At 35.4% G+C, this 21680-nt stretch carries 18 protein-coding genes; 1 reads left to right on the top strand and 17 read right to left on the bottom strand.

What is annotated here, in order from left to right:
* Window positions 1–153 precede the first annotated feature (153 nt).
* The 5 genes from ACXAG4_RS12630 to ACXAG4_RS12610 all read right to left on the bottom strand — a co-directional run bounded on the left by ACXAG4_RS12630 (window position 154) and on the right by ACXAG4_RS12610 (window position 6259).
* Entirely contained in the window at window positions 154–1188 is a 1035-nt protein-coding gene (locus tag ACXAG4_RS12630) for a hypothetical protein (protein ID WP_475296439.1), read from the bottom strand.
* A gap of 403 nt (window positions 1189–1591) precedes the next feature.
* Window positions 1592–2887, bottom strand: a complete 1296-nt coding sequence (locus tag ACXAG4_RS12625) for a phenylacetate--CoA ligase family protein (RefSeq protein WP_475296438.1) — start codon at window positions 2885–2887, stop codon at window positions 1592–1594.
* A 19-nt stretch (window positions 2888–2906) separates the two neighbouring features.
* Window positions 2907–4142: a GNAT family N-acetyltransferase gene (locus ACXAG4_RS12620; protein WP_475296437.1), complete on the bottom strand. Its 1236-nt coding sequence runs from the start codon at window positions 4140–4142 to the stop codon at window positions 2907–2909.
* 6 nt (window positions 4143–4148) lie between these two features.
* Complete coding sequence (locus tag ACXAG4_RS12615) at window positions 4149–5300, bottom strand: glycosyltransferase family 4 protein (RefSeq protein ID WP_475296436.1); 1152 nt, start codon at window positions 5298–5300, stop codon at window positions 4149–4151.
* A gap of 572 nt (window positions 5301–5872) precedes the next feature.
* Window positions 5873–6259: an HU family DNA-binding protein gene (locus ACXAG4_RS12610; RefSeq protein WP_475296435.1), complete on the bottom strand. Its 387-nt coding sequence runs from the start codon at window positions 6257–6259 to the stop codon at window positions 5873–5875.
* 1156 nt (window positions 6260–7415) lie between these two features.
* On the opposite strand from ACXAG4_RS12610, the gene ACXAG4_RS12605 reads away from it, so the two are divergent.
* A complete protein-coding gene (locus ACXAG4_RS12605; RefSeq protein ID WP_475296434.1) occupies window positions 7416–9410 on the top strand; it encodes a right-handed parallel beta-helix repeat-containing protein in 1995 nt (664 codons plus the stop codon).
* 56 nt (window positions 9411–9466) lie between these two features.
* Here the strand turns inward: ACXAG4_RS12605 and ACXAG4_RS12600 are convergent, their stop codons facing one another.
* The 12 genes from ACXAG4_RS12600 to ACXAG4_RS12545 are packed head-to-tail and all read right to left on the bottom strand — an operon-like array spanning window position 9467 to window position 21678.
* Window positions 9467–10456: a hypothetical protein gene (locus tag ACXAG4_RS12600; RefSeq protein WP_475296433.1), complete on the bottom strand. Its 990-nt coding sequence runs from the start codon at window positions 10454–10456 to the stop codon at window positions 9467–9469.
* Window position 10457: 1 nt separating this feature from the next.
* Window positions 10458–11861 carry an MBOAT family O-acyltransferase gene (locus ACXAG4_RS12595; RefSeq protein ID WP_475296432.1) on the bottom strand — a complete coding sequence of 468 codons (1404 nt, stop codon included), beginning with the start codon at window positions 11859–11861 and terminating at the stop codon, window positions 10458–10460.
* A 2-nt stretch (window positions 11862–11863) separates the two neighbouring features.
* Window positions 11864–12952, bottom strand: a complete 1089-nt coding sequence (locus ACXAG4_RS12590; protein ID WP_475296431.1) for a glycosyltransferase — start codon at window positions 12950–12952, stop codon at window positions 11864–11866.
* Window positions 12949–13839: a glycosyltransferase family 2 protein gene (locus tag ACXAG4_RS12585; protein WP_475296430.1), complete on the bottom strand. Its 891-nt coding sequence runs from the start codon at window positions 13837–13839 to the stop codon at window positions 12949–12951. Before ACXAG4_RS12585 ends, ACXAG4_RS12590 begins: the two co-directional genes overlap by 4 nt.
* 4 nt (window positions 13840–13843) lie before the next feature.
* Window positions 13844–14947, bottom strand: coding sequence for an EpsG family protein (locus ACXAG4_RS12580; RefSeq protein WP_475296429.1), 1104 nt, complete (start codon window positions 14945–14947; stop codon window positions 13844–13846).
* On the bottom strand, window positions 14940–16076 hold the full coding sequence (locus ACXAG4_RS12575; protein WP_475296428.1) for a glycosyltransferase family 4 protein: 1137 nt from the start codon (window positions 16074–16076) through the stop codon (window positions 14940–14942). The genes ACXAG4_RS12580 and ACXAG4_RS12575 overlap by 8 nt, the downstream gene beginning before the upstream one ends.
* A gap of 7 nt (window positions 16077–16083) precedes the next feature.
* Entirely contained in the window at window positions 16084–16845 is a 762-nt protein-coding gene (locus tag ACXAG4_RS12570; protein WP_475296427.1) for a glycosyltransferase family 32 protein, read from the bottom strand.
* A gap of 2 nt (window positions 16846–16847) precedes the next feature.
* Window positions 16848–17759, bottom strand: a complete 912-nt coding sequence (locus ACXAG4_RS12565) for a glycosyltransferase family 2 protein (protein ID WP_475296426.1) — start codon at window positions 17757–17759, stop codon at window positions 16848–16850.
* Window positions 17760–18335: an acyltransferase gene (locus tag ACXAG4_RS12560; RefSeq protein WP_475296425.1), complete on the bottom strand. Its 576-nt coding sequence runs from the start codon at window positions 18333–18335 to the stop codon at window positions 17760–17762.
* Window positions 18332–19486, bottom strand: a complete 1155-nt coding sequence (locus ACXAG4_RS12555) for a glycosyltransferase family 4 protein (RefSeq protein ID WP_475296424.1) — start codon at window positions 19484–19486, stop codon at window positions 18332–18334. The genes ACXAG4_RS12560 and ACXAG4_RS12555 overlap by 4 nt, the downstream gene beginning before the upstream one ends.
* A gap of 8 nt (window positions 19487–19494) precedes the next feature.
* Window positions 19495–20136 (bottom strand): CatB-related O-acetyltransferase, encoded by a 642-nt coding sequence (locus tag ACXAG4_RS12550; protein ID WP_475296423.1) that lies wholly within the window; start codon window positions 20134–20136, stop codon window positions 19495–19497.
* Window positions 20137–20142: 6 nt separating this feature from the next.
* On the bottom strand, window positions 20143–21678 hold the full coding sequence (locus ACXAG4_RS12545; RefSeq protein WP_475296422.1) for a lipopolysaccharide biosynthesis protein: 1536 nt from the start codon (window positions 21676–21678) through the stop codon (window positions 20143–20145).
* Window positions 21679–21680 lie beyond the last annotated feature (2 nt).

The raw sequence follows: 21680 nt of genomic DNA, 5'->3' as shown, positions 1-21680 counted from the left end.
TTAGAGTGTTAATTAGCGTTATACTTTTAAACATTTCAATGAACTATTAGGCCAAAGACCGAAGGCTGAACATAAATGTGTTGAAAGTTTTTAAAGTTTAAAGTTGGATGATTAGATGATTAGACTATTAAATGGTTAGAATTTTAGACGTCGTTACAACGGAGCATTGTTTAGTATTTCTGCAAGCTGGGTTATATGGTCTGTAGTATATCTAAAATCTATGTGCAGATTTAAATAATAGCCATAACTTTCAGGGTTGTCGGGCCATAGTAGTGATGGGTATACCTTGTTTGTTATCAAGTAATGTTTAAAACGGGTGAGGTGGTCTTGCGTTTCAAAGTAATATAGCCATCCAAAATTTGTGCCATCAGCGGTACACCATTGGGGTTGTAGTGCTGGTTTTACAAGGTTTTTTAAAAGCGTTTCATGATGTTTTTTGTAGTAAAGGGCGTCAAAGGGTAACCATTGCCTTATAAGGGCTTCATGTGCGGGGTCTAGAGGCTCAATACTATGATGTTGATGCATAGCAAGTTCGGCAGTGTTAACTAATGCTAAAAACGCATTTTTTTCAACGGTACTATCTTTGGTATTTAAAAAATCGGCTTTTTGGGTCATGGCCGCTGCGGTTGTATCCCAAATGGTTTTAAAGGTGTCAGCTTTTTTGTCGCTACGGTATGCTGGCAATGCGTGTGTGTTAGACCATGCCATACCCCCAAGCGGTATGGGTAATGATTTTCGTAAGGATGCAAAACAGTAATCGGCAGTACTGTTTAGGCAAGCCTTACTCAACCAACCGTGTGAGTGGTCTTCTATGGTTATGCATGTTTTTCCAGCTGTATTTATATGACATGAAGACGTACCCCAAAAGTTGTTAATTAATATAATATCATGGTCTATAGCTTCTGGTATTGTAATAACTTGGTCTGGGTGGTTTTTAGGATCTACCAGGTAGGTTTTAATGGTGTTGTAACACGTTTTTAACCAGTGGCTTACATGCTGGCAATAATATTCAGGAATCCAAATGCTGTTCACCGTATGTAAACTCATAATGGTATCTATCAAGTATTTAACAGCATGCCGTCCGTTGTAAAATAATACCTGGTTTTTAAATGTATGATGATGCGTTTGATAGTCTGCAGTTACAGGTTTTTGAAAAAAAGAACCAAACTCTAAAGTCTTTGTATTCATAGGGTAAACATGGTTACAAGAAAACAATTGTGTTAAAAAGGCTAATATTCTATAAAATTATGAGATTACAAAACCATAGGGCGAGAATTTGTTGTTGGAGGTTGTTGCTGTTAGCTGTTAGAACCTTAATTAGCGTTATACTTTTAAGCGTTTCACGTATTTGTAGACTGAGCATGAAGGCGTTGAAAGTAAAAAGTTTTAAAGTTTAAAGTTGGATTTTTAGAATCTTAGATGGTTAGATTGTTAGAACATTAGATTTTTAGAATGTATATTAAACTCGAGACTATGAACTGTGAACTGGAGACTGTTGTTAGTAATTAGCTGTTGGTTTTTAGTCTTTAACTTTTAGAACCTTAATTATCGTTATACTTTTAAACGTTTCAACCTAATTGAAAATAAACGCCTATTCCTTTACATAATGATTCACCGTAGCTTTACGTTTACCAGAGGCTAGCACGGGTATTTCGTTTATATACACTACTTCTATACGGGCATCGTTGCCTAAAAAGCCTTTAAAACGTGCTATAATTTCGGTTTCTTGGTGGAATGCTTCGGTAACGTTTAGTTTTAGCGTGTATGCGGTCTTGGTTTCTTGAATAAGCTGACTTTGTAGGAGTCCTTCAAAACTGTAGCTGTGCATCATAATAAAGGCGCTTACAATTTGGCCTTGGGTGTTATAAATCACATCAGTTTTTCGGCCTTCAATATGCGTAAACACCGGCGGGTTTGTGCTGTGATTCATAATGCCTAAATCGCCTGTGTCATAGCGTATTAGAGGGGTAGCATGATTGTACAGGTCGGTAATCACAATACGGCCTAAGCTGTTGGGGGTCGCTGGGGTATCGGCATTCATATCTAATACTTCTACATGGTAGCTGCTCCAATTAATTTCAAAATGGTCGGCGTTGGGGGGCTGTTGCGCTATAATACCTTGTTCCATGTTGGAGTAACGCGACACTACGGGTACGTTAAAGTAATAAGCTAGTTGTTGTTTTGTATAAGGGTTCAAGGCTTCAGACATGGTGATGATGCCTTTAAGGCGGGGTATGTTTATGGGGGCAGCCTTGGTACGGTCTAAATAGCCCACAATGGTATCAAAAGCCGAGGCATAGCCTTGCCATATTTTAGGGCTAGCATCCTTTTTAAGCTGATGGAGTAGGCGCCCTATATAGGCATCATCTAGCGCTAACACCTCAATAGGACGTATGTTTTGTAGCCAGTATGCCCAAGCAGGTTTCTTATAATAGTCTAACCAATGGCGCATGTAGTACAACCGATCGCCCACACGGTAGTTGAGCTTGCCAGCAAAATATAAGGTATCGGCGGTATTGCGCTGTACTTTGTTGGTGTTATGCGCTATTTGCAGGGGTGCACCCGTAGAACCACTGGTTTTAATGGTTTTAAGGGGCTTTTTTAGGTAGTTACAAGCCTTAAAATCGGACAAGTGGTCTCTTATGGTATTTTTAGTAATCACCGGAAAGCGTTCTAAGGGGTTGTCTTTATAAACCGCATAAAACGGTGTGGTACGGCACGCATGCTGTAATAAGGCAAACAGGGCTTTGTTGGGTGTTTGCTTCGGGGAAACCCCTGCTTTTTGTATGCTTTTTATGTGCTGTATATGTTGTGCAACGCCTTGTTGTAACAAGCGGTCTTTTAACCAAAAGCTATGGCGTCGTATAGCGTGTAATAGGGTGTGCATGCTGGTGTTTAGGGTGTTTTTAAACAACTTGTATGTGTAGGTAGGTTGTTTGCGCCTCTAATATAAAACTTTTTTTAGAGTGTCGCGTTTTATACAGGCGAAGTTTGTTTTCTGGTAGTACGTGTTTAAAGGCCGTATTGTAAACGGTAGGTTTTAAAAATGCGTAAGCCGCTTCGTTGTAATTAATAAGTTCTAGGGTGTGGGCATCGGGTAACGCCGCTAAAGGCGTCATTTGTAGGGTGTAGGGTTTGGTTGTTTGCTGTTTTAATCTAAATAACAAACGGCTCCATAGACTGTCTATATTATGGGTTCTTAACCATTGCTTGGTGCTGTTTTTGGCAGATAATACCGCCGCTATTAGCTTTGATAATAGGTGTTTTTTATTGTATATAATATGGTAATAAAAGTGATATTCGGTATCTGCCAACCGTTTTTTATAAGGGTAGTACCCTTTTGAAAAATCAAAAGTCTCTATATCATGCGCTATACACCAAGCCAATTGATTTAAGGTACTTAAGTAGCCTAGGTTAAATTTTTCAAAAGCATTATCAAACACGGGAGCGCCTAAAATCATGCTATTATTGGCTAAGTAATTAAAGGTAATGCTAATAGGGGTATCTTGCTTGTAAATAACAAATACCAGCGCTTGATCATCTTGTAATAAAGCCCAAAACAGGTCTTTAAAAAAGGCTTGTTTTTCAGGTGTTAACCAGTGGTTATAGTGTTGTTGCTGCTGCGTGCGTTTATCTAATAGGGCATGGTAAGTATCTACAAGCATTTCATAGGTGCTGCTGTTAATGTTTGTGCTTGTAAACGTTTCATAGCGTATCTCAAAACAGCTGTGTAAACGTTTCGCTGCCCGTTTTAACTTCCAGCGGGTTTTACTACTTAGCTGTGAGGCTGTATAATCTTCTAGGGTTTTATAACGGTTGGTATGAATTTTATAGCCTTTGTATTGTTGTATTTTTTTTATAGCTATAGGGGCCTGTGTATGTGTGTTTGGTGTAGGGGTGTCTTCAAGCACATCGTACACCATACACACCTTGTTTAGGCGTTTTGGTAAACTGTCTTCAAGCTGGTAGTGCAGCCCATGGGTAAGGGTATCGCCTATATTTTTATACAATTTAAACCCTTTGGCTTTATAAAATTGCAAGTGTTTAATACCTTGTATCTGTAATGGTTTTGTATGAGGCTTACAATGCTTTATCCATGTGTTAATAAACAGCGTATGTAAAAACGGATTTTGTGTTGGCATGGGTATTTAGGCATCCTCTAAACGTTGGTATTCGGTTAAAATGGCATCCCATACTTTTTGGCGTTGGTAGCGGTCTACAATGAGTTGGCGGCAGGTATGCCTATCAAACTGTGCGGGGTTTTGGTAAAAATCGCGCATGCTTTCAAAAAGGCTTTGGCTATCCTTGGTGGGTATAATGGTGCCGTTTTCACCTTCAATAATAATTTCATTACAGCCGTTTATATTGGTTACAATGGCCGGTAGGCCCATGGCGCCTGCTTGCATCACCACATTGGGGAAACCTTCACGGTAACTGGGGAAGGTGAGTATATTGGCCACTGCCAAATAGGGGCGTACATCGTTTACCCAACCCGTACTTATAATGTTGGTGTTGTTATCAATAATATTTAAGGTTTCTGGTAATAACGGATCTAAGGCCGTTTCATAATCGCCTACCAACAAAAGTTTGGTGTCGGGGTGTAATTGGTTCAGCTTGTTAAAAGCCTGCACCAGTTCATTAACGCCTTTATCGGCCACCATACGGCCTACAAATACATACACCATATCGGTAGCTTGTATATTCAATTGGGCACGGGTATCACTATTAGCAGCCGTACTGTATAAGGCAGGGTCAAAATAGTGGGTATCAATACCGTTAGAGCTGCCACTGGCTAATACTTTTAATTTGCCTTTGTGTGTGAATTTATTTTCTAAAATAATATCCACCAAACCATAAGCATTGGGGTAAATATTTGTGGCACAAGCATAGGTGAGTTTTTCCACCAGGTTAAGCAAACGGCGTTTATTACCGGTAGCCTCCACTAGGGGCAAACCCGCTATGGTATGTAGGCGGTGAGGTACGCCTGCTAATTTAGCAGCCATCATGCCTAAGGTACCCGCTTTGGGGGTGTGGGTGTGTACAATAAAGGGCTGTTCTTTTTTAAAAATTTTATAAAGTTGAAACACCGCTTTTAAATCGTGTACCGGGGTTATTTTACGAGTCATTTTTACAGCTTTGGTAGGTATGCCTTCAGCATTTCCTACTTGCTGTAATTTATTATTTGTTCCGGGGTCGGCAATACCTAATACCTTATAGTATTGCGACATAAATTGTAATTGTCCTGTTAATAAGCCACCTAAAGAGCCAGGTACGGTGGTTATTCTAATCAGTTTTTTCATGGTGTTGTGCTGTGTCAACGGGTTAATAGCTGCGCAAATATACTAAAGTAAATAAGGTATTATTGTTAAAAATTAGCCTTGGGGTATAATTACTAGACCAATGGTTGTTTTTATAAAGGTTTCGGTGGGTGATACTCAAATTTTTTTGATTAAAATGAGGGTTTCTTTTGCACAATTATACAATATATAGTACTTTTAACCCATCGAAATTACACATTGAGTAGGTGGAACTATTCAAGACCTTATTAGATTGAGCTCAAAAAAACGCGGGATTCTAACCATATTTTTGAGCTTTTTTTACGTCTTTTCTGTATTTTATTGTAGGTTTAGTTTATTTTGTTTGTAGGTAAAAATACGTTAAAATTATTTTACGCACGTATTATATTACATGTTGTAAGGTGTTGAAACGATGCCTATGCTTTGTTTGGATGGTGCCTACCAAAATTTTTACTCATGCGTACCGTTGTGATTATTGATAGGCATGAATATGGATAAAACAAAGGGCAAAAAAAAGGCCCTGAGTAGGTGGAACTACTCAAGACCTTACTAGATCACTCTAGATACGCGGGATTCTAACGACGCGCTTTTGTAAACGACAGATTTTTAAGTAACTGTCTGAAACTTTTACCTGGGCGGAACAAAATACGGGCTTTTGTAATGGCCGAGGCATCCAGTTCTTCTACGGTATCGCGTCCTTGCGAACTAATACCCACTTGAAAATTACCCAAGTGCCCAAGTTTTACAATGCGTCCTTGCTTTAGGGCATCTACAATGTTGCGTTCTAAAGCCATAAGTACCGCATAACAATCGGGTTGGGTAATGGTACATTGATATGCTATTTGCTCCGCGAGCGTTTCCATATCTACACTGCCATCGCCTATGGCAGCGGCGTAATACTTCTCAGGTAATGTTCTATCCTGAGGATTTTTGCGCGTTTGCGCTTTAAATGTTATTGCCATTTAAATAAAAATTAAAAATGAATAATAAAAATTTTTTTGCATAGTACACTGTCTTTCAATGCCTAACTGCTCTACAAAGGTGATAATAATTTTTAAAAACTCTAAAGAATCTTTTCAACAAACAAAACGGCGTATTTTTAGGGTTAATTGATTGTAATTCAAGTATTTGAATGATTTAGCGTAAGATAATACATCTAAAAAATGTCAATAAGTTATAAACAATAGAATGCTAATTAACGTCATGATACTATTATCTATATGGTTTTTGTGAAGCTTGTATGTGCTTTCGAGCTCCTATTACGACAAATAGGAACTACTGTTGATCTATAACACTGACAATCTAAAGTTCTAAGCATCTAAAAGTCTAAAAATCTAAAATCCAACGTTCAACTTTTAAACTTTTAAACTTTCAACTTTTAAACTTTCAATTTTAAAACTATAAAAACGTTCAACTTTCAACGCGTTCACGTCCAGTCTACAATGGCATTAATAAATGTAAAACGATACCAACTACCTAACAGCTAAAAGCTAACAGCCAACAGCTAACAAATAAAATCTAACCATCTAAAGCTCTAACGCTCTAAGGTTCTAAACATCCAACTTTCAACTTTAAAAACGTTTAACTTTCAACGCTTTTAAGTCCCGTCTACAATGGCGCTGTCATAATAAAGGTAAAACAATACCAACTATCTAACAGCTAACAACTAAAAGCTAACAGCCAACAGCTAACAACCAGCCAACTTTCAACTTTTAAACGTTCAACTTTTAAACTTTTAACTTTCAACGCCACCAACAACTAAATGATTACCATCTAAAAATTCCAACTATTTAAATATTGACTTATCAACAGTACATTGTTAATAAAAACCTTTGAATACTTATTAACAAGCACTTACAAGCCTGTTTGTTTTCAGTATTTTTACGGCGCTTTGAAAAAAAGTGAGGGATTACAACGTCTAAAATTTCAATTTGGTCGTATATAGTCGCATTAAACCTTTTATATAACTCTTAAAAACTGTTAAAATTGTATTTCATCGACTACAAAAAACAAAAACCGATGCATTTCATCGAAAAACAAAATCGTTTTAACGATTTAATTACGGAAACGCTTAAGTTTACAACACCAAATCAAACCCCCAAAAATTCTTAACCTATTATGAAAAAGACATTTGTATTATCCCTGTTAGCGCTATGCGCCTTAAGTTTCAATGTGGTTTCTTGCAATGACGAAGAACTGTTTGTTGAAGAAACCATTGTAGAAGAGACCCCTGAAGAGGTGGAAGAAACCCCAGAAGATACGGACGACGACGATACCAGCGAAGAAGAAGAAACCACGGAAGAAGAAGACGTAGCTGCAGACCCCACACAACCTTGTGATTTTACCTTAAGCAATTTAGCACCTAACAGTACCGTGATTATTAATTGTATCATGGATTTAGAAGGGGCTACGGTAGATATACCTGCCGGCGTTACTATTGTGTATGAAGGTGGTGATATTATTAACGGGACGCTGAACTTTTTAGGCGATGCCGAAATTGGTGGAGAGTTGTTAAATAATACCTTTACCATTACCGGAAGCACCCCACAAGTAAAAGCCGATTATTTTGAGTTTGACCCAAAACGTTGGGGTATTGTAGAAGGTAAGGTAGATGATATGGTGGCTTATGAAAACAAATTAATAATTAACCGTGTATTGGCTGATATTGCTAATTTAGGTATTACTGAAATACGCATTGATAAGATGGATGCTTATTTTCAAACACAACCTAATTTTGTAGAAACAAAGCAAACACCCCAAGATGCTGCTATTCAAGTGCCTGCCAACGTACATTTAATCATGACCGATAATACGCATTTGCGTGTACAGCCTAATAACTATAAAAACACAGTATTATTAACTGTTTTTAAAGCGGATAATAGCACTGTTGATGGTGGTATATTACATGGTGACCGTGATGAACATGATTATTCTGATGGTGGTACCCATGAATGGGGGCATTTGGTGTTGGTAAAGGCGAGTAACAATGTGGTTATAAAAAATATGACACTTATGGATGCAGGTGGTGATGCTTTAGATGTTAATGCATTAGGTCATTCTCATGATGCGTTTTATACCCGTGCCTATAACGTTTTGATAACAGGCAATACCATGATACGAAGCAGACGTAACCATGTATCAATAACAGATGGTTATGACATTGTTATAGAAAATAATGAGTTTATTGATGCTAGTATACATACCTCTAAATCTGATGGTGTAGCGCCTGGTTATGCAATTGATGTAGAAGCGGTAAGACCCTCAGAGGAAGCAGAAGATATCATCGTTAGAAACAATATAGAGCGAGGTAGCCGTGTAGGTGCTTTTACAGTGCATACAGGTAATAGAGTGACAATTGATGGTAACACCGTTGAAAATAAAATTTCATATTCAACCTCTATAGGCACTATTATTAAAAATAACATTTGCAATGCAAGTGTGGCTTCTTCTAAAAATGGCACAGCAATTGTTGCAGGTAGAAATGATAGAGGCGATAGAAACTATGGTAATAGAGTTTATGGTAATATAATCAAAGGATTTTCAACAGGGATTAAAATCAGTAACACCGATTTAGAGGTCTACGATAATGAAATAAACAACTGTAACTGGGGTATCGTAATAGATTATATTACAAATTCTAAAGTTTACAATAATTCAATAAAAAGCACAAATAAAAACAGTGATGGTATTGTTGCTCACCCAACAGGAGAGTATATGGATCAACTCAGCATAGTTGGTAATACTGTTGAAGTTGATAGAGTACCATTCCGTTTTGTTGGTGTTAACAATAAGCCTGCCTATAATAATTATAGCTGTACAGTTGAAAACAATCTTTTTAAAGGTACTTCTGTATTAAGTGGTTCGTATGGGTTTGTTTACAAAAATAATACTAATGATAATGGACAAGTGCAATTAGTTAATTGTAATAATATAAGTATTTTACAAGGTGAAATTTTGGCGGCTAATTTAACAGCAGGTATACGATTTATGGAATCAAATACTAATATAACTATTGATGAAACGGTTATAGTAAGTGGAGGGTCTGATTGTATTATAGGTGAAGAAAACGCTACAAATGTTAGTATATCTAACATTAATTGTACAAATAATTAATTTAATTTGTGCTAGTAAATTAAATTACTACTCAAAACGAAAAAAAAAAGCAGTGGTTAATCACTGCTTTTTTTGTTTATTATCGGCATACACAATTTACTTAATGTTTTATGACCGAACTCATTTAAATGACCGTTCGCCATAAAATAATTATTTAAATCATCAGGAAAATAGATGGTTTTAATAGAAATGTTACTTGATGACGGTTTTGTTAGCTTAAAAGCATCAATATTTTTGATGTACCGGCGGTTAAGATTATTTATAATAATGATATCAATTTGTGTGTTTAAGGTTTTGTCATCAATAAGTTTTATGAGCCAGTGCAAGCTTGTTGGGTCAAACGTTAATTCTGCTTTAGGAAATTTTGCAGCACCGTAATATTTAAAACTATTATAAAGTTTAAAAATGAACAAGCTTTTTGAGAAGCGCTTAATTTTATTAATAGTACTTATGCTATTTTGAAAACTGCTTTTGGCAGCTTTATAAAAACGTAAAGAATCGTTAGCTCTATAGGGGTAATTTCTATTGGTATCGTTTTTTGGGTTGCGTTTACCAATATGCATCAACTCGCTTGGTGTTATAAATAGTAAGACACGTTTGTAATGTATATTTTTATTTTTTATTAAATCTTCTAATAATACAATGCTTTGTATTGGTGACCACACCCCGCTAAAGGCGGCATTATCTATGTTTATAGCTGTGTTTTCTTCTAGTAATTCTGTAAATCTATTGGGTTTGTTTACACCATAGCCCTCAATAAAAGAATTGCCTAAAACCAAGGTGTGGTTTTCATTAAAGGCATCATCCCTAAAACCAAGGCTATTGGTTTCATGTAAAATGCCACCCCAAGGTCTATTAATTAACTGTTTAGCATTTTTTTGACGGGTTACGCCATACAATGTATCCATGTCATAATAAAGCGGTGGGTCATTGAATTTTGTGAGTGGTAAAAGAGCGTTTTTACCACTGTAAGCAAAACATATTACGAGGTGGATCAGTTCAATAATCACAATATACAATGTAAAGGTTTTTAAGTATTTCATCATATTAAAATTGAAAATATATGAATTCAGCTTGCGTGTTTCTATTTAAAGCACCCAATATAACTATTATCAAAAGCAGCCATACTATTTTATGAAACCTAATATTTTTAAATCTTATAAAATCTAAACCAATTACAAGTATGATTAATAAATAATCGGTAAAAATAATTAAACTAGAAGTATCTGTTTTAAAAGAATTAATACCTTTTATGTAATGTAAGGCATCATAAATAGTTGCAGCTCTAAAAAATATCCAAGCTATGGTTACCATAAAAAAAACATATAGTATTTGTAGTATATACTTTAAAGTTTCTTTGAAATTATAACTATTATGGTCATTTAGGTGTTTTCTATTAGTCCCTAATATAAATGAGGGCATAAATAATAATGCATGTATACCACCCCAGGCTATAAAGGTCCAATTGGCACCGTGCCAAAACCCACTTATTAAAAAAATGGCAAAGACATTACGGATACCTTTGTATTTTCCAACTTTAGAACCACCTAAGGGGATATATACATAGTCTCTAAACCAAGTAGACAAAGAAATGTGCCATTTACGCCAAAATTCACCAATACTTCTTGAAAAATACGGGTAATTAAAATTGGTCATTAAATTAAAACCAAATAGTTTGGCTGTACCAATGGCAATATCAGAATAGCCTGAAAAATCACCATAAATTTGGAATGCAAAAAATATTGCCCCCATAAATAAAGTACCTCCTGAATAGTTGGTATAATTTGAAAAAATGTCATTAACAATAGGCGCAAAGGTGTCTGCAATAACTACTTTTTTAAACAAGCCCCAAATGATAAGTTCTATGCCATGTTTAGCATTTTCTTTATCAAAATCACGCTTGTTTAATATTTGTGGCAATAAATTAGAAGCCCGTTCAATAGGTCCTGCAACTAATTGCGGGAAAAAAGACACGAAAGCTGCAAACCCAATAAAATCATTGGTAGGTTTTAATTGGTTCCGATAAATATCAATGGAATATGACATAGTTTGAAATGTATAAAAACTAATACCTACAGGTAATATAACCTGCAGTGTCCACGTATTCTCAACAGTATAACCTACACTATGCAGTAAATCAACCCATGACGTGATAAAAAAATTATAATATTTAAAAAAACCTAATAACCCTAAGTTAAAGCACATACTGCTCCATAACCAGCGTTTTTTTATCTTTTGATTAGATGTTTTATGAATTTTTAAACCGATGTAAAAATCCACAAGTGTACTTAGAGCTATTAAAGACAAAAATCGATAGTCCCACCAACCATAAAATACATAACTGGCTATTAATAAAATGATGTTTTGCGTTTTTAATGATTTTTTTAAAACCCAATACATTATAAATACAATAGGTAAAAAAACAGCAAAGTCTATAGAATTAAAAAGCATAATTATACTAGTGTTTTATATAGCGTTATATGTTCTTGAATCATTTTATGTATATCAAAAGCGTTAGCCCTTTTTAAACAGTGCGCGACTGTTTCTTTATAGAAGGTATTATCGTTGATTAATGTTGTAATGTGTTTGGCCAAGGCTTCGGCATCCGCATCAGGAAATACCAGCCCATGATGTTTTACAATATCGCCCAAACCGGGGGTATCACTGGCAATAAAAGGCTTGCCCGATGCCATGCCTTCAATACAGGACAAAGATAAGCCCTCATAATGCGATGCTAATACCACGATGTCGGCGGTTTTTAAAAGGCGTGGTACATCAGGGCGTACCCCTAAAAACTGCACCCGTGTTTCCAGTTGTAATTGTGTAACCAGGGCTTGGGCATCTTGTAATAAGGGCCCTGTACCTACTAGCAATAGTTTAATATGGTCAGGTAAATGGCTAAGGGCGTTTATAAGGGTAGTTTGGTCTTTTTGTGGGGTAAAGCTGGCTACCTGTATCAGCACCACATCATCGGTCGTCATACCAAATTGGGTTTTGGGGTAAGGCTGCGCCTCTGTAAACGCTGCCACATCAATGCCATTGTAAATTTTGGTGATCTTGTTATGAAAGCGTGCCCCTAAATGGGCTTTTAAACTGTGGTCTACCGCATCTGAAATGCTTATTATACTATCAAACTGTTGATACATCATACGGTCTAAATACTTAAACAGCATGAGTTTGCGGCGCCTGTTGGTGGTGTTGTGTTCGGTAAATACCACTTTAGTCTGTTGCGCGCCTAAACGTTTGGCCAAGGCCACCCAATAGGCGGTGGGGAACAGGTGCGCATGTACCAAGGGGTATTGCTTTAAAAACCGCATGAGTTTACCGCTGTTTAAAGGATTGTAAAGGCCTTTACCTTTGGCATTGATGGTATGTATGGGGATATCATGCGCCAATACCTTGTCATGTAAGGGGGTAGGTGTGGGGTCTAACACCAGAATGCTCACAGCAATACCCGCCTGCTTATACCGGATGCTGGTATGGGCTACCAAGGTTTCAGCGCCACCAGCGCCCAATGAATTGATGATTTGTAAGAGCTTCACTGTTTTACTTTGTTTATGTATAATACATACAGGTGTAACAAAATCCCTAAAGGCACGACGGCCAGGGTTAATAACGGCTTGGGTGATTTTGTTATGCAGGCGGCATCACGTAATTGGATGCTATGTGATATGTAATGGATGGCATTTTTTACCCGCACTTTAAAAAAGCGGCTGTGTTTTAAATAGAGCATGCGGGCGTACTGAAAGCCTTTGGGATGCCTGTAATACTGTTTGATGATGTTTCGTGATGAGCCATCTTCCATATACTCTACCACACAGAGCACCTCATTAAGACATAATAGGGTGTAGCTTTGGTCTATTAACAAATACAGGGTACCAAGGGGCACAAAACGTTCGTTTGGAAAAATAGGATAGGGCGGAAATTGTTTTACCACGTCGGTACGTAGCACCAGTTTTTTATCACCGCTAACCTTATGCACATTGTGTAGGGCTTCTAAGGTGGTTTCGGTGAGCTGTTCGGGCAAGCGTTGGCCTATAACCGTACCATCTTTATAGGCATCTAAACCAATAAAACCTGCGGTACTGTCTTTTTTAGGGGCGCTTGCCCAAAAGCTAATGATATGTTCTACGGCCTCTGGGGGCATAAAATCATCACTATCAATACATACATTCAGTTCGGTATCTATCAAGCGGTAGGCGGCATTGTGGCCCCCGTGCATGCCTTGGTTTTCTTGGTAGTGGTAGCGGATGCTGATCTTGTTGTCGGCTATCCAGCCTTCTACCAAGGTTTTGGTAGTATCGGTAGAGCCATCATCAATAATCAACCAGGTAAAATCTTGGTTGGTTTGGGCTATTAAGCTCTCATAACATTGGTGCAAACAATAAGCACGGTTATAGGTAGGGGTAAAAACGGTGAGTGTTTTCATAGGGTTAACGTTTATCGGCGTAATAAATAAAGAACATTAAAAAGGTGAACATAAAATAGGCGGTTATTATTTTTGCCATGATAATTTCTTGCTGTTTAAAAAAGCGTTGTTTTAACAAGGGGTAAATGATAATAAAAGCCATTATAAACCACGAGAGGTAGGCAAAACGGTTGGAAAAATTAGCCCGAATGACCAACACCCAAAAGGTATTACAAATAAGGTAGGTATTAAACACTTGGTTGTAAAACACATCTTGAAACTGCTTTTTAAAAATAAAATACCAACCTGCTATCACTGGAAAGGCGCTGTAAAAGAGAAAATCCCAACGAAAGCGACCACCTCCAGCACCTTCCATGTCTCCTGATAAATAGGCTGCCAAACGGTCGTCTCCAAAACCCAAACTGGTAAAAATACTGATAAACACACCCCCGACGGCAAATGATAAGGGTATGGCTAGCAACCATACCTTAAAAAAGACCTTGGGTTTGTTATATATATAATTTAATACAAAAGCGACCACGGGTAAGAGCAGGGTTTTATGAAATAACACGGCAATAAGGAAAAAGCCCCCCATTTTAAGTTTATTATTAGTATAACAAAGCCCCCATAAAAACATGGACGTTGCCACGCCATTACGTAAACCGTTCACGCCATAGGTGAAAAAAGAAAAGGAGACCACAAACATTAAAAAAGCATAAAACCAATAGGCTTTAAAATGCGTGATAGACAGCTTATACATGGGATAAATGTACAGTATGGCAGTTATTAAAAAAAAACCGTGTGCATCAACTACATAAGATGTTAATTTAATATATTGATGAAAAAAAATGTCTCTATCTATTGTTATTGCTGCGCCATGCGCATATTGATTAAAATACCTAGCATAAGCAGCCATATCACCAAAGCCTCCTAAATAAGTGATAGGCCGCAAGCCTATATATAACGTTAGTAACACTAATAAAGTAATACCAGCAGATTGGATAAAATTTAAATTTTTTGGATTATTAATATCAACGGTATAGGCGTGAAGCATATTTGATACTACTAAGAAGAAGCAAAAATATATGTACACGTCGTAATAGTATGGTAATGGTATAAAATTAATCATAATGCCTATTTAAAGTTTTATAATTAAATAAGGCTAACCATTCTTTCATGATCATGTCATGGGTAAATTGCTGTACATTGATTATAGCCTGTTTACCTAGGCTTACGCGTTTTTCATCATTAGCCATTAGCGTTATGATACTTTGTGCTAAGGCAGCGGTATCTAAATAAGGTACTAAAAGGCCATCTTGATTGTGGGTGATGATGTTTCTTGGGCCATTAGGGCAATCAAAACTTACGATTGGCAAACCACAGCCCATGGCTTCTAATAACACCATAGGAAAACATTCTGTTAAGGAAGACATGGCGTATATGCTGGCCTCTTGCATGGCTTTGTTTAGCGTATGGGTAGCTCCCTTTAAAGTGATTGTATGCCCTAAGTGTAAGTTGTCTATTTGCGTTTGTAAGCTGCTTATATAGTCAGGTTCACCATCGCCATAAATATCTAAGCACCAATTGGGGTGTGTTTTATGCACTTCGGCCCAGGCTGTTATGAGGTATTCAAAACCTTTTACAGGGGCAATTCTGCCAGCAGCCAGTACCCGTTTTGCTTTTAAATGGGCAGGCGTTGTTGGTACGTGTTGGATACTGTTGGGGATTACTATTTTGTTTTTATTATGGTAATACGGCAATTCATCTTTAGTTAATACCACCAAGTAACTGTATTTCGCTTCTATATACTCTAAAACCTTATAGCGTAGTTTTTTTAAGGGGTGTTTGGTTTGCAAGCGGTTTTGGTGTTTAAAATAGCCTGAGGAATGGTATTCTTTGATGGTTATGGCTTGTTTTGCTAAAAACGGCATCATATAAAACCCAAACTCATAGTTGCATACAATAATCACATCAGGCTTAATAGCTTTAAGGGTGTGTTTTAAACGTTTAAAATGCGCCCATACGTGTTTGCTATTGGTTGGGTGTAAAAACGATTTTTGACGGTTGTAATGTATCCCCAAATCATGTAAGGTGACATTGTTAGGTATGGCATAACAAGGCGCTTTTGCTTCTTGTTGAAAGGTAATTACATGCAAATTTAAATTGGTGTGGGTGCTAAAATAATGCAGCTTATTCGCCATCACACGTTCTAAACCGCCGTGTTTATAGATTTGATCGGTATAATATACAACTGTCATGCTCTACTTATTTTTTCAAATGTCTTAAGCCTAATACGCGTATCATGCCATTAATGGTTTGTACCCCAAAAATAGCCATCAGTTTCCGTTTCACATTAGGCAATAATGTGCGTTTTTTAGGTACCCACGACATGGCGAAGTGGTGTATGCAATAGGTGTTATCTGTTTTTTCAATAACCCCTGTACCATGATTTTTAGCGCAAAAAAAGTCTTTAGGAAACATATACATGGTAGCGGTATCTGTGGTTTGCTGTGTTGCAGTTACCTCTTGGGGAGTAACCTCTTTAAAGGTTTTTACTTGGGTAATTTGCTGCATCATGATGCGTGGTAACGTCCAAGTATCAAAACTACCATCGGGCTTAATAAACTGTTTGCCTTGGTAATAGTCTAAACATTGTTTTACCCAGGTACTGTGTTTTTGCGCCCCAAATACACCTGCTTCAATAATGCCTTGACCTTCAGCGCCTACAAAATAGGGGCGTGGTAGTAAATCATCAAAGGGTTTGAGTACTTCAATATCGGTATCTAAATAAATGCCGCCATGGTGGTACACGGCATACAGGCGAATATAATCGGCTGCAAAGGCATATTTTTTAGTTTCAAAGGCCTGTTGTACCCATAGGTTATTTTCTAAGGGAAACCGCTGGGTATCCCATAGCATAAATTCATAGTCGGGTAAGGCAATTTTCCAGCTATCAATACATTGTTGTATTAAAGGTGGAAAGGGGTCGCCACTGAGCCAACAGTAATGTATTATTTTTGGTATCATGGTTAAGGTGTTTTTTTAAATACAAAATTAGGTAAACAGGCTTTTATTAGTACTTTTTTGGTATTGCATTTACCTGTATAATAAGCTAAGCTTTGTAGTCCATTTTTAAGCGCTTGCAATTTATTTGTGAGGGTGCCTTGACACAGGGTGTAGGCTTTATTGTAATAGTAACGTTCTGTAATATAGCGCCATTCTTTTTTTGAAAACAATGCTTGTTGTTGGTTTTCAAACCTGCGTAAGGTATTTAAAGCGTCTATAATTTTTTTATGTGCTGATAATGAAATTCTAAATTCTTGATGTTCTACTAAGGTAAGCAAAGGGGTATCTAGTACCGCTATATGATGCTTGTGCGCTAAAAATTTGTAATGAAAATATTTGTCTTGAAATCTTGGTATTTCAGAAAAGCCACCTAAATTGTTAAAAACGGCTGTTTTTATAAGTAACATAGATGTAAACACATTACCATCTAAAATAGCGTCTTTTAAGGTGGTACCCCGTGCCATATTTTCTCGTGATTCTATACGGTTATCTTGCTCATCAATACGGTACATACTACACATACAGGCATCTAATTCAGAGGCTTGGGTTAGCACCGCCATTTGTGCTGCTATTTTTTCAGGTTCATAAAAATCGTCATCATCTAAAAAAGCCAAATAAGCCCCGTTAGCTTGTTTAGCACCGGTATTTCTGGCAGCACAGCCTCCTTGATTATGGGTATGGGGGATGTATGTAATTTGCTTATTATTGATGTAAGGCGCTAAGGTTTTTTTTGTGGCCGCTCTAAAATCATCATCATTATTATCATCTACCACAATAATTTCAATAGGGCTATAAGTTTGCTTTAACACACTATCAATGGCTATGGGTAGCCTTGTACTGCGTTTATAAGTAGGGATGACTACAGATACTAACATTTATAGTTGGGGGTGTTTTTTAGAAAAATAAGCCTCTGCACTCAAGGCAGTTTCTAGTTCTTGTAGGTTACGTGTGCCTAATACGCGTTGGCCTTTACCTACTACTATTTCGCCTTTAGCTACGTTTTTAGATACTGTGGTACCCATGCCTATAATAGCACCATCTCCAATGTGCACACCTGGTAAGATGTTGACATTTTGACCAATCCAAACGGCTTTACCAATAATAATGGCTCGGGTATCATAGGTCGTATCATAGGGTATTAGGCTGTTATTGTTATACGTATGATTGCCTGAGTGTAAACACACATTACGGCTTAATATGGTACCATCGCCAATTTGAATACCACCAATACCCATCATAAAACAATTGTCACCAAAACGAACATGGTTGCCAATACTGATATTCTCAGGGTGATAAATAGTACCACCTGCTTTAAAAATAACATTTTCACCTAAGTATTTGAATTTAGGTTTTTGTGTATTAATCACATAAGCATCAATGGCCGCTTTTAAATAGCCCCAATAAAATGCTGCTATTTTTTTTGCAATGTATTTTAGAAGTTTTCGTTTCATTTTACTGTGATTTTTTTAAAAAAATCATCCCATTTTTTAGAAATTGTTTCAATACTATAATTTTTGCTTGTCTCCAAAGCATTGGCACTTAGCTTTTGGATAAGACTAGGGTTTGTAATTAAAGTATTGATTTTTTCTATCAATTCATTTTCATCCCTATTATTAATGACGTAACCATTGATATCATTCTCAATGATTTCACTTGGACCCTCAGGACAATCAAATACTAAACAAGGTAAACCACAAGACATTGCTTCTAAAATAACCATAGGTAACCCTTCAGCTATTGAGGTCATTAGAAAGAAGTCAGATTCCTGATATTTTGATATTATTTCACTTGTATTACCATGAAGTTTAACATTATCATTTAAATTTAAGTCATTTATAAGTTTTTGTAGTTTGGGTCTTTCAACACCATCACCATATATATCAAGAATCCATTCAGGATGTTTTTCTATAATTTTTTCCCATAATCTTATTTGTATATGAAAACCTTTTCTTTTATCATGCATACTGCCTACAGAGATAACATGCTTTCTAATGTTTGTACTGCGATTAGCAAGTATACTCAGTTCGTCTAAACTACTAAGCATATTTTGTATAACAACAGTATTTGTTTTATAGTTGCCATAGTTTTGATCTCTGTGGGTAAGCAAAACAATATGGTCATAGCTATTCATTTTTTTTAAGATGCGTCTTTTTTTTAATAGAAAAACTTTCTGGTTAAAATAGCCTTTTATAAGTTTAGACGTTTCTTCTATGGCTTTCGTAGCAAAATGAAACTCTCTTACGGTAGGTATGCCTAAGTTTAGTTTTGGTACGATAAAATCCTCTACACCATGCTGAGTTACAATAATAATATCAGGTTTTATTTCTGAAATTTTATTTCGGTATACATTTTTTAATTTTTTTTGTAAAATTTTATATGAAACATAAGGTATTATAGGTTGAGTTAGATATGAGGAAATTTTCATATCATAAAAATTTACTTTATTTGAGTAGTTATAAGCAAACTCTTTGTTCTTTTGATCGTTAATTAGTATGTGTATGTCATACCCTAATCTTTCTGAAAAATAATTAACTTTATTTGCCAATACTTTTTCAGTACCGCCTTTTTGTGCTAATGAGCCTATACAATATAATATTTTCACAATAATTATTAATTAGTATGCTTATTTATAAATGTTTGGATATCTAGGTTATAAAAATCTTGAATATCTTTTTTTAAATGTTCTGTTGACCAATTCCACCAAGCAATTGTGTTTAATTTGGCTATAGTTTCGGCATCATACTTCACTTTGATAGTTTTTGCTGGCACTCCTGCAACTACATGATAATCAGGAACGTCTTTTGTTACTACTGTATTAGCAGCAATAGTAACACCATTACCAATGGTTACTCCTGGCATAATATAAACACCCATGCCTATCCATACATCATTGCCAATAGTAATGCCTTCTTTTTGTTTGATATTTTTAATAATAGTATTTGGTTCGCCATCCTTTTCGGTGAGTAATTCATTTTTAAACAAATTATTCACCAACGGAAAATTGGTTATAGGAGACGCTTTGTGATAGCCTTCATCTACTATAAAACGCACATTATTAGCAATACTGCAGTAATTACCTATTTTTAAAGGCGCTTGAGTCCAACGGAATACAAGTGCCCCATTAGTATAAGTACCTGTACCTAAAGAGCTATGTGTATCTTTTTTTAAAAATACATAGTCATGAATTTTTAGTGTGTGATTGTAATCTACACCTAATATTCGCCATAAAATGTATCTTATTTTTCTTAGCATTTATTTTTATTTTATAAAGTTTACTATTAAAGATTTAACTCTTTCAAATACAAATCGAAAATGTTTAACCATGATTAACATCATTATTACATAAATGGTAAATGACATTAAACATATTTTAAATGCATATATAAAAAATTCAAAAAAGCTATTTATGTTTGTATCTAGAAATTTATTTTTAAATACAAAAACAATAACGACAGATATTGATAAAACAAATGTATTATATATAAAGCCTTTCCAATACAGCATTACATTTAAATTAAAACCATTTTTAAAAAGGTAATATGGTTTCCACATTAGCACAATAATACTCATACTAATAAATGTGCCAAGCATAATACCCAGCATGCCAAAATTTTTAGCTAAAATTATAGATAATATCAAATTTAATAAACCTTCAGTAATAGGAGCCCAAGTGTCATCATATAAGCCATATGCTTGTATGAAATTATCAACAGTGCCTCGAATTTGAAGAATAAATAAATTAAGAAGCATGAATAAGAATATGTTTTTATCTAGCAAATATTTGTCTCCAATCCATAAACTTATAAATTGTTCAACGGTAGAATAAAGAATAAAAAAGCTTATACCAGCAATAAAAAAGCGTAAGGACATAATTTCCCAAAACACTTTATTAATTTTATTTTTATCATTCTCTGCTACTAAATTGCCAACTCCAGCGCCAACTCCTGAGAAGAAGTTGTTTATTACTTTTGAAAAATTATTAATAATTAATTGATAATTTCCAAAAAATGCAACACTGGATACACTAATAAAGATAAAAATTAATAATTGATCAGTACCAACTAGTATAAAAGAACTTAGTCTATGAACTGACATTTGTTTAATTTTTTTAATTATTACAGGATATTCTTTTAACAAAGAAAGTTTGTTTGTGTTATACTGTAACCAAGGATAATTTTTTTTAATAGCTTTCCTTAAAAAAATACAGTTTAATGTTGATATTAAGACATCTATTAGAATATATCCTATAAAACTCTTATAGTGATAAACAACAATAATTTGTATAATAATTTTTAGTAAATTAAATAACGAGAAATATGACGTTATTATGTAGTTTTTTTGATCTGCTTGTAATAAAATTATATTATAGTTATAAAAATAATTTTGTAATGTTGAATAAAGTAGAGCGTAGAATAAGATATAAACAAGATATAATGGCAGATTTAAACTTTCAAATATATAAGGGAAGAAAAAAGATAGAATAACACCACAGATAAAAACCACATAACCAATTTTTTTATATATGGAACCAAAAAGGTTAATAATATCATTTATTTTCTTGTGATTATTTTTGAAAATAGGTTCATACAATGTAAAACCTATAGCAGAACCAATACCTAATTCAGCTAAATTTAAAAAACCTAGAAAACCTAAAAGTGTACCATTTAAACCTATGAATTCATCACCCAAATACTCTAAAAATAATTTTCTAGAAAAGAAATAAGCAGGAATACTCAATAAGGAGAAAAAAACTCCAAATTTTGCATTTTTAACTATATTAGAAACTCTAGACATAA

It is taken from the genome of Seonamhaeicola sp. ABD4_175 (genome assembly GCF_056160885.1).
This window is presented reverse-complemented; position numbering and strand designations above follow the sequence as displayed.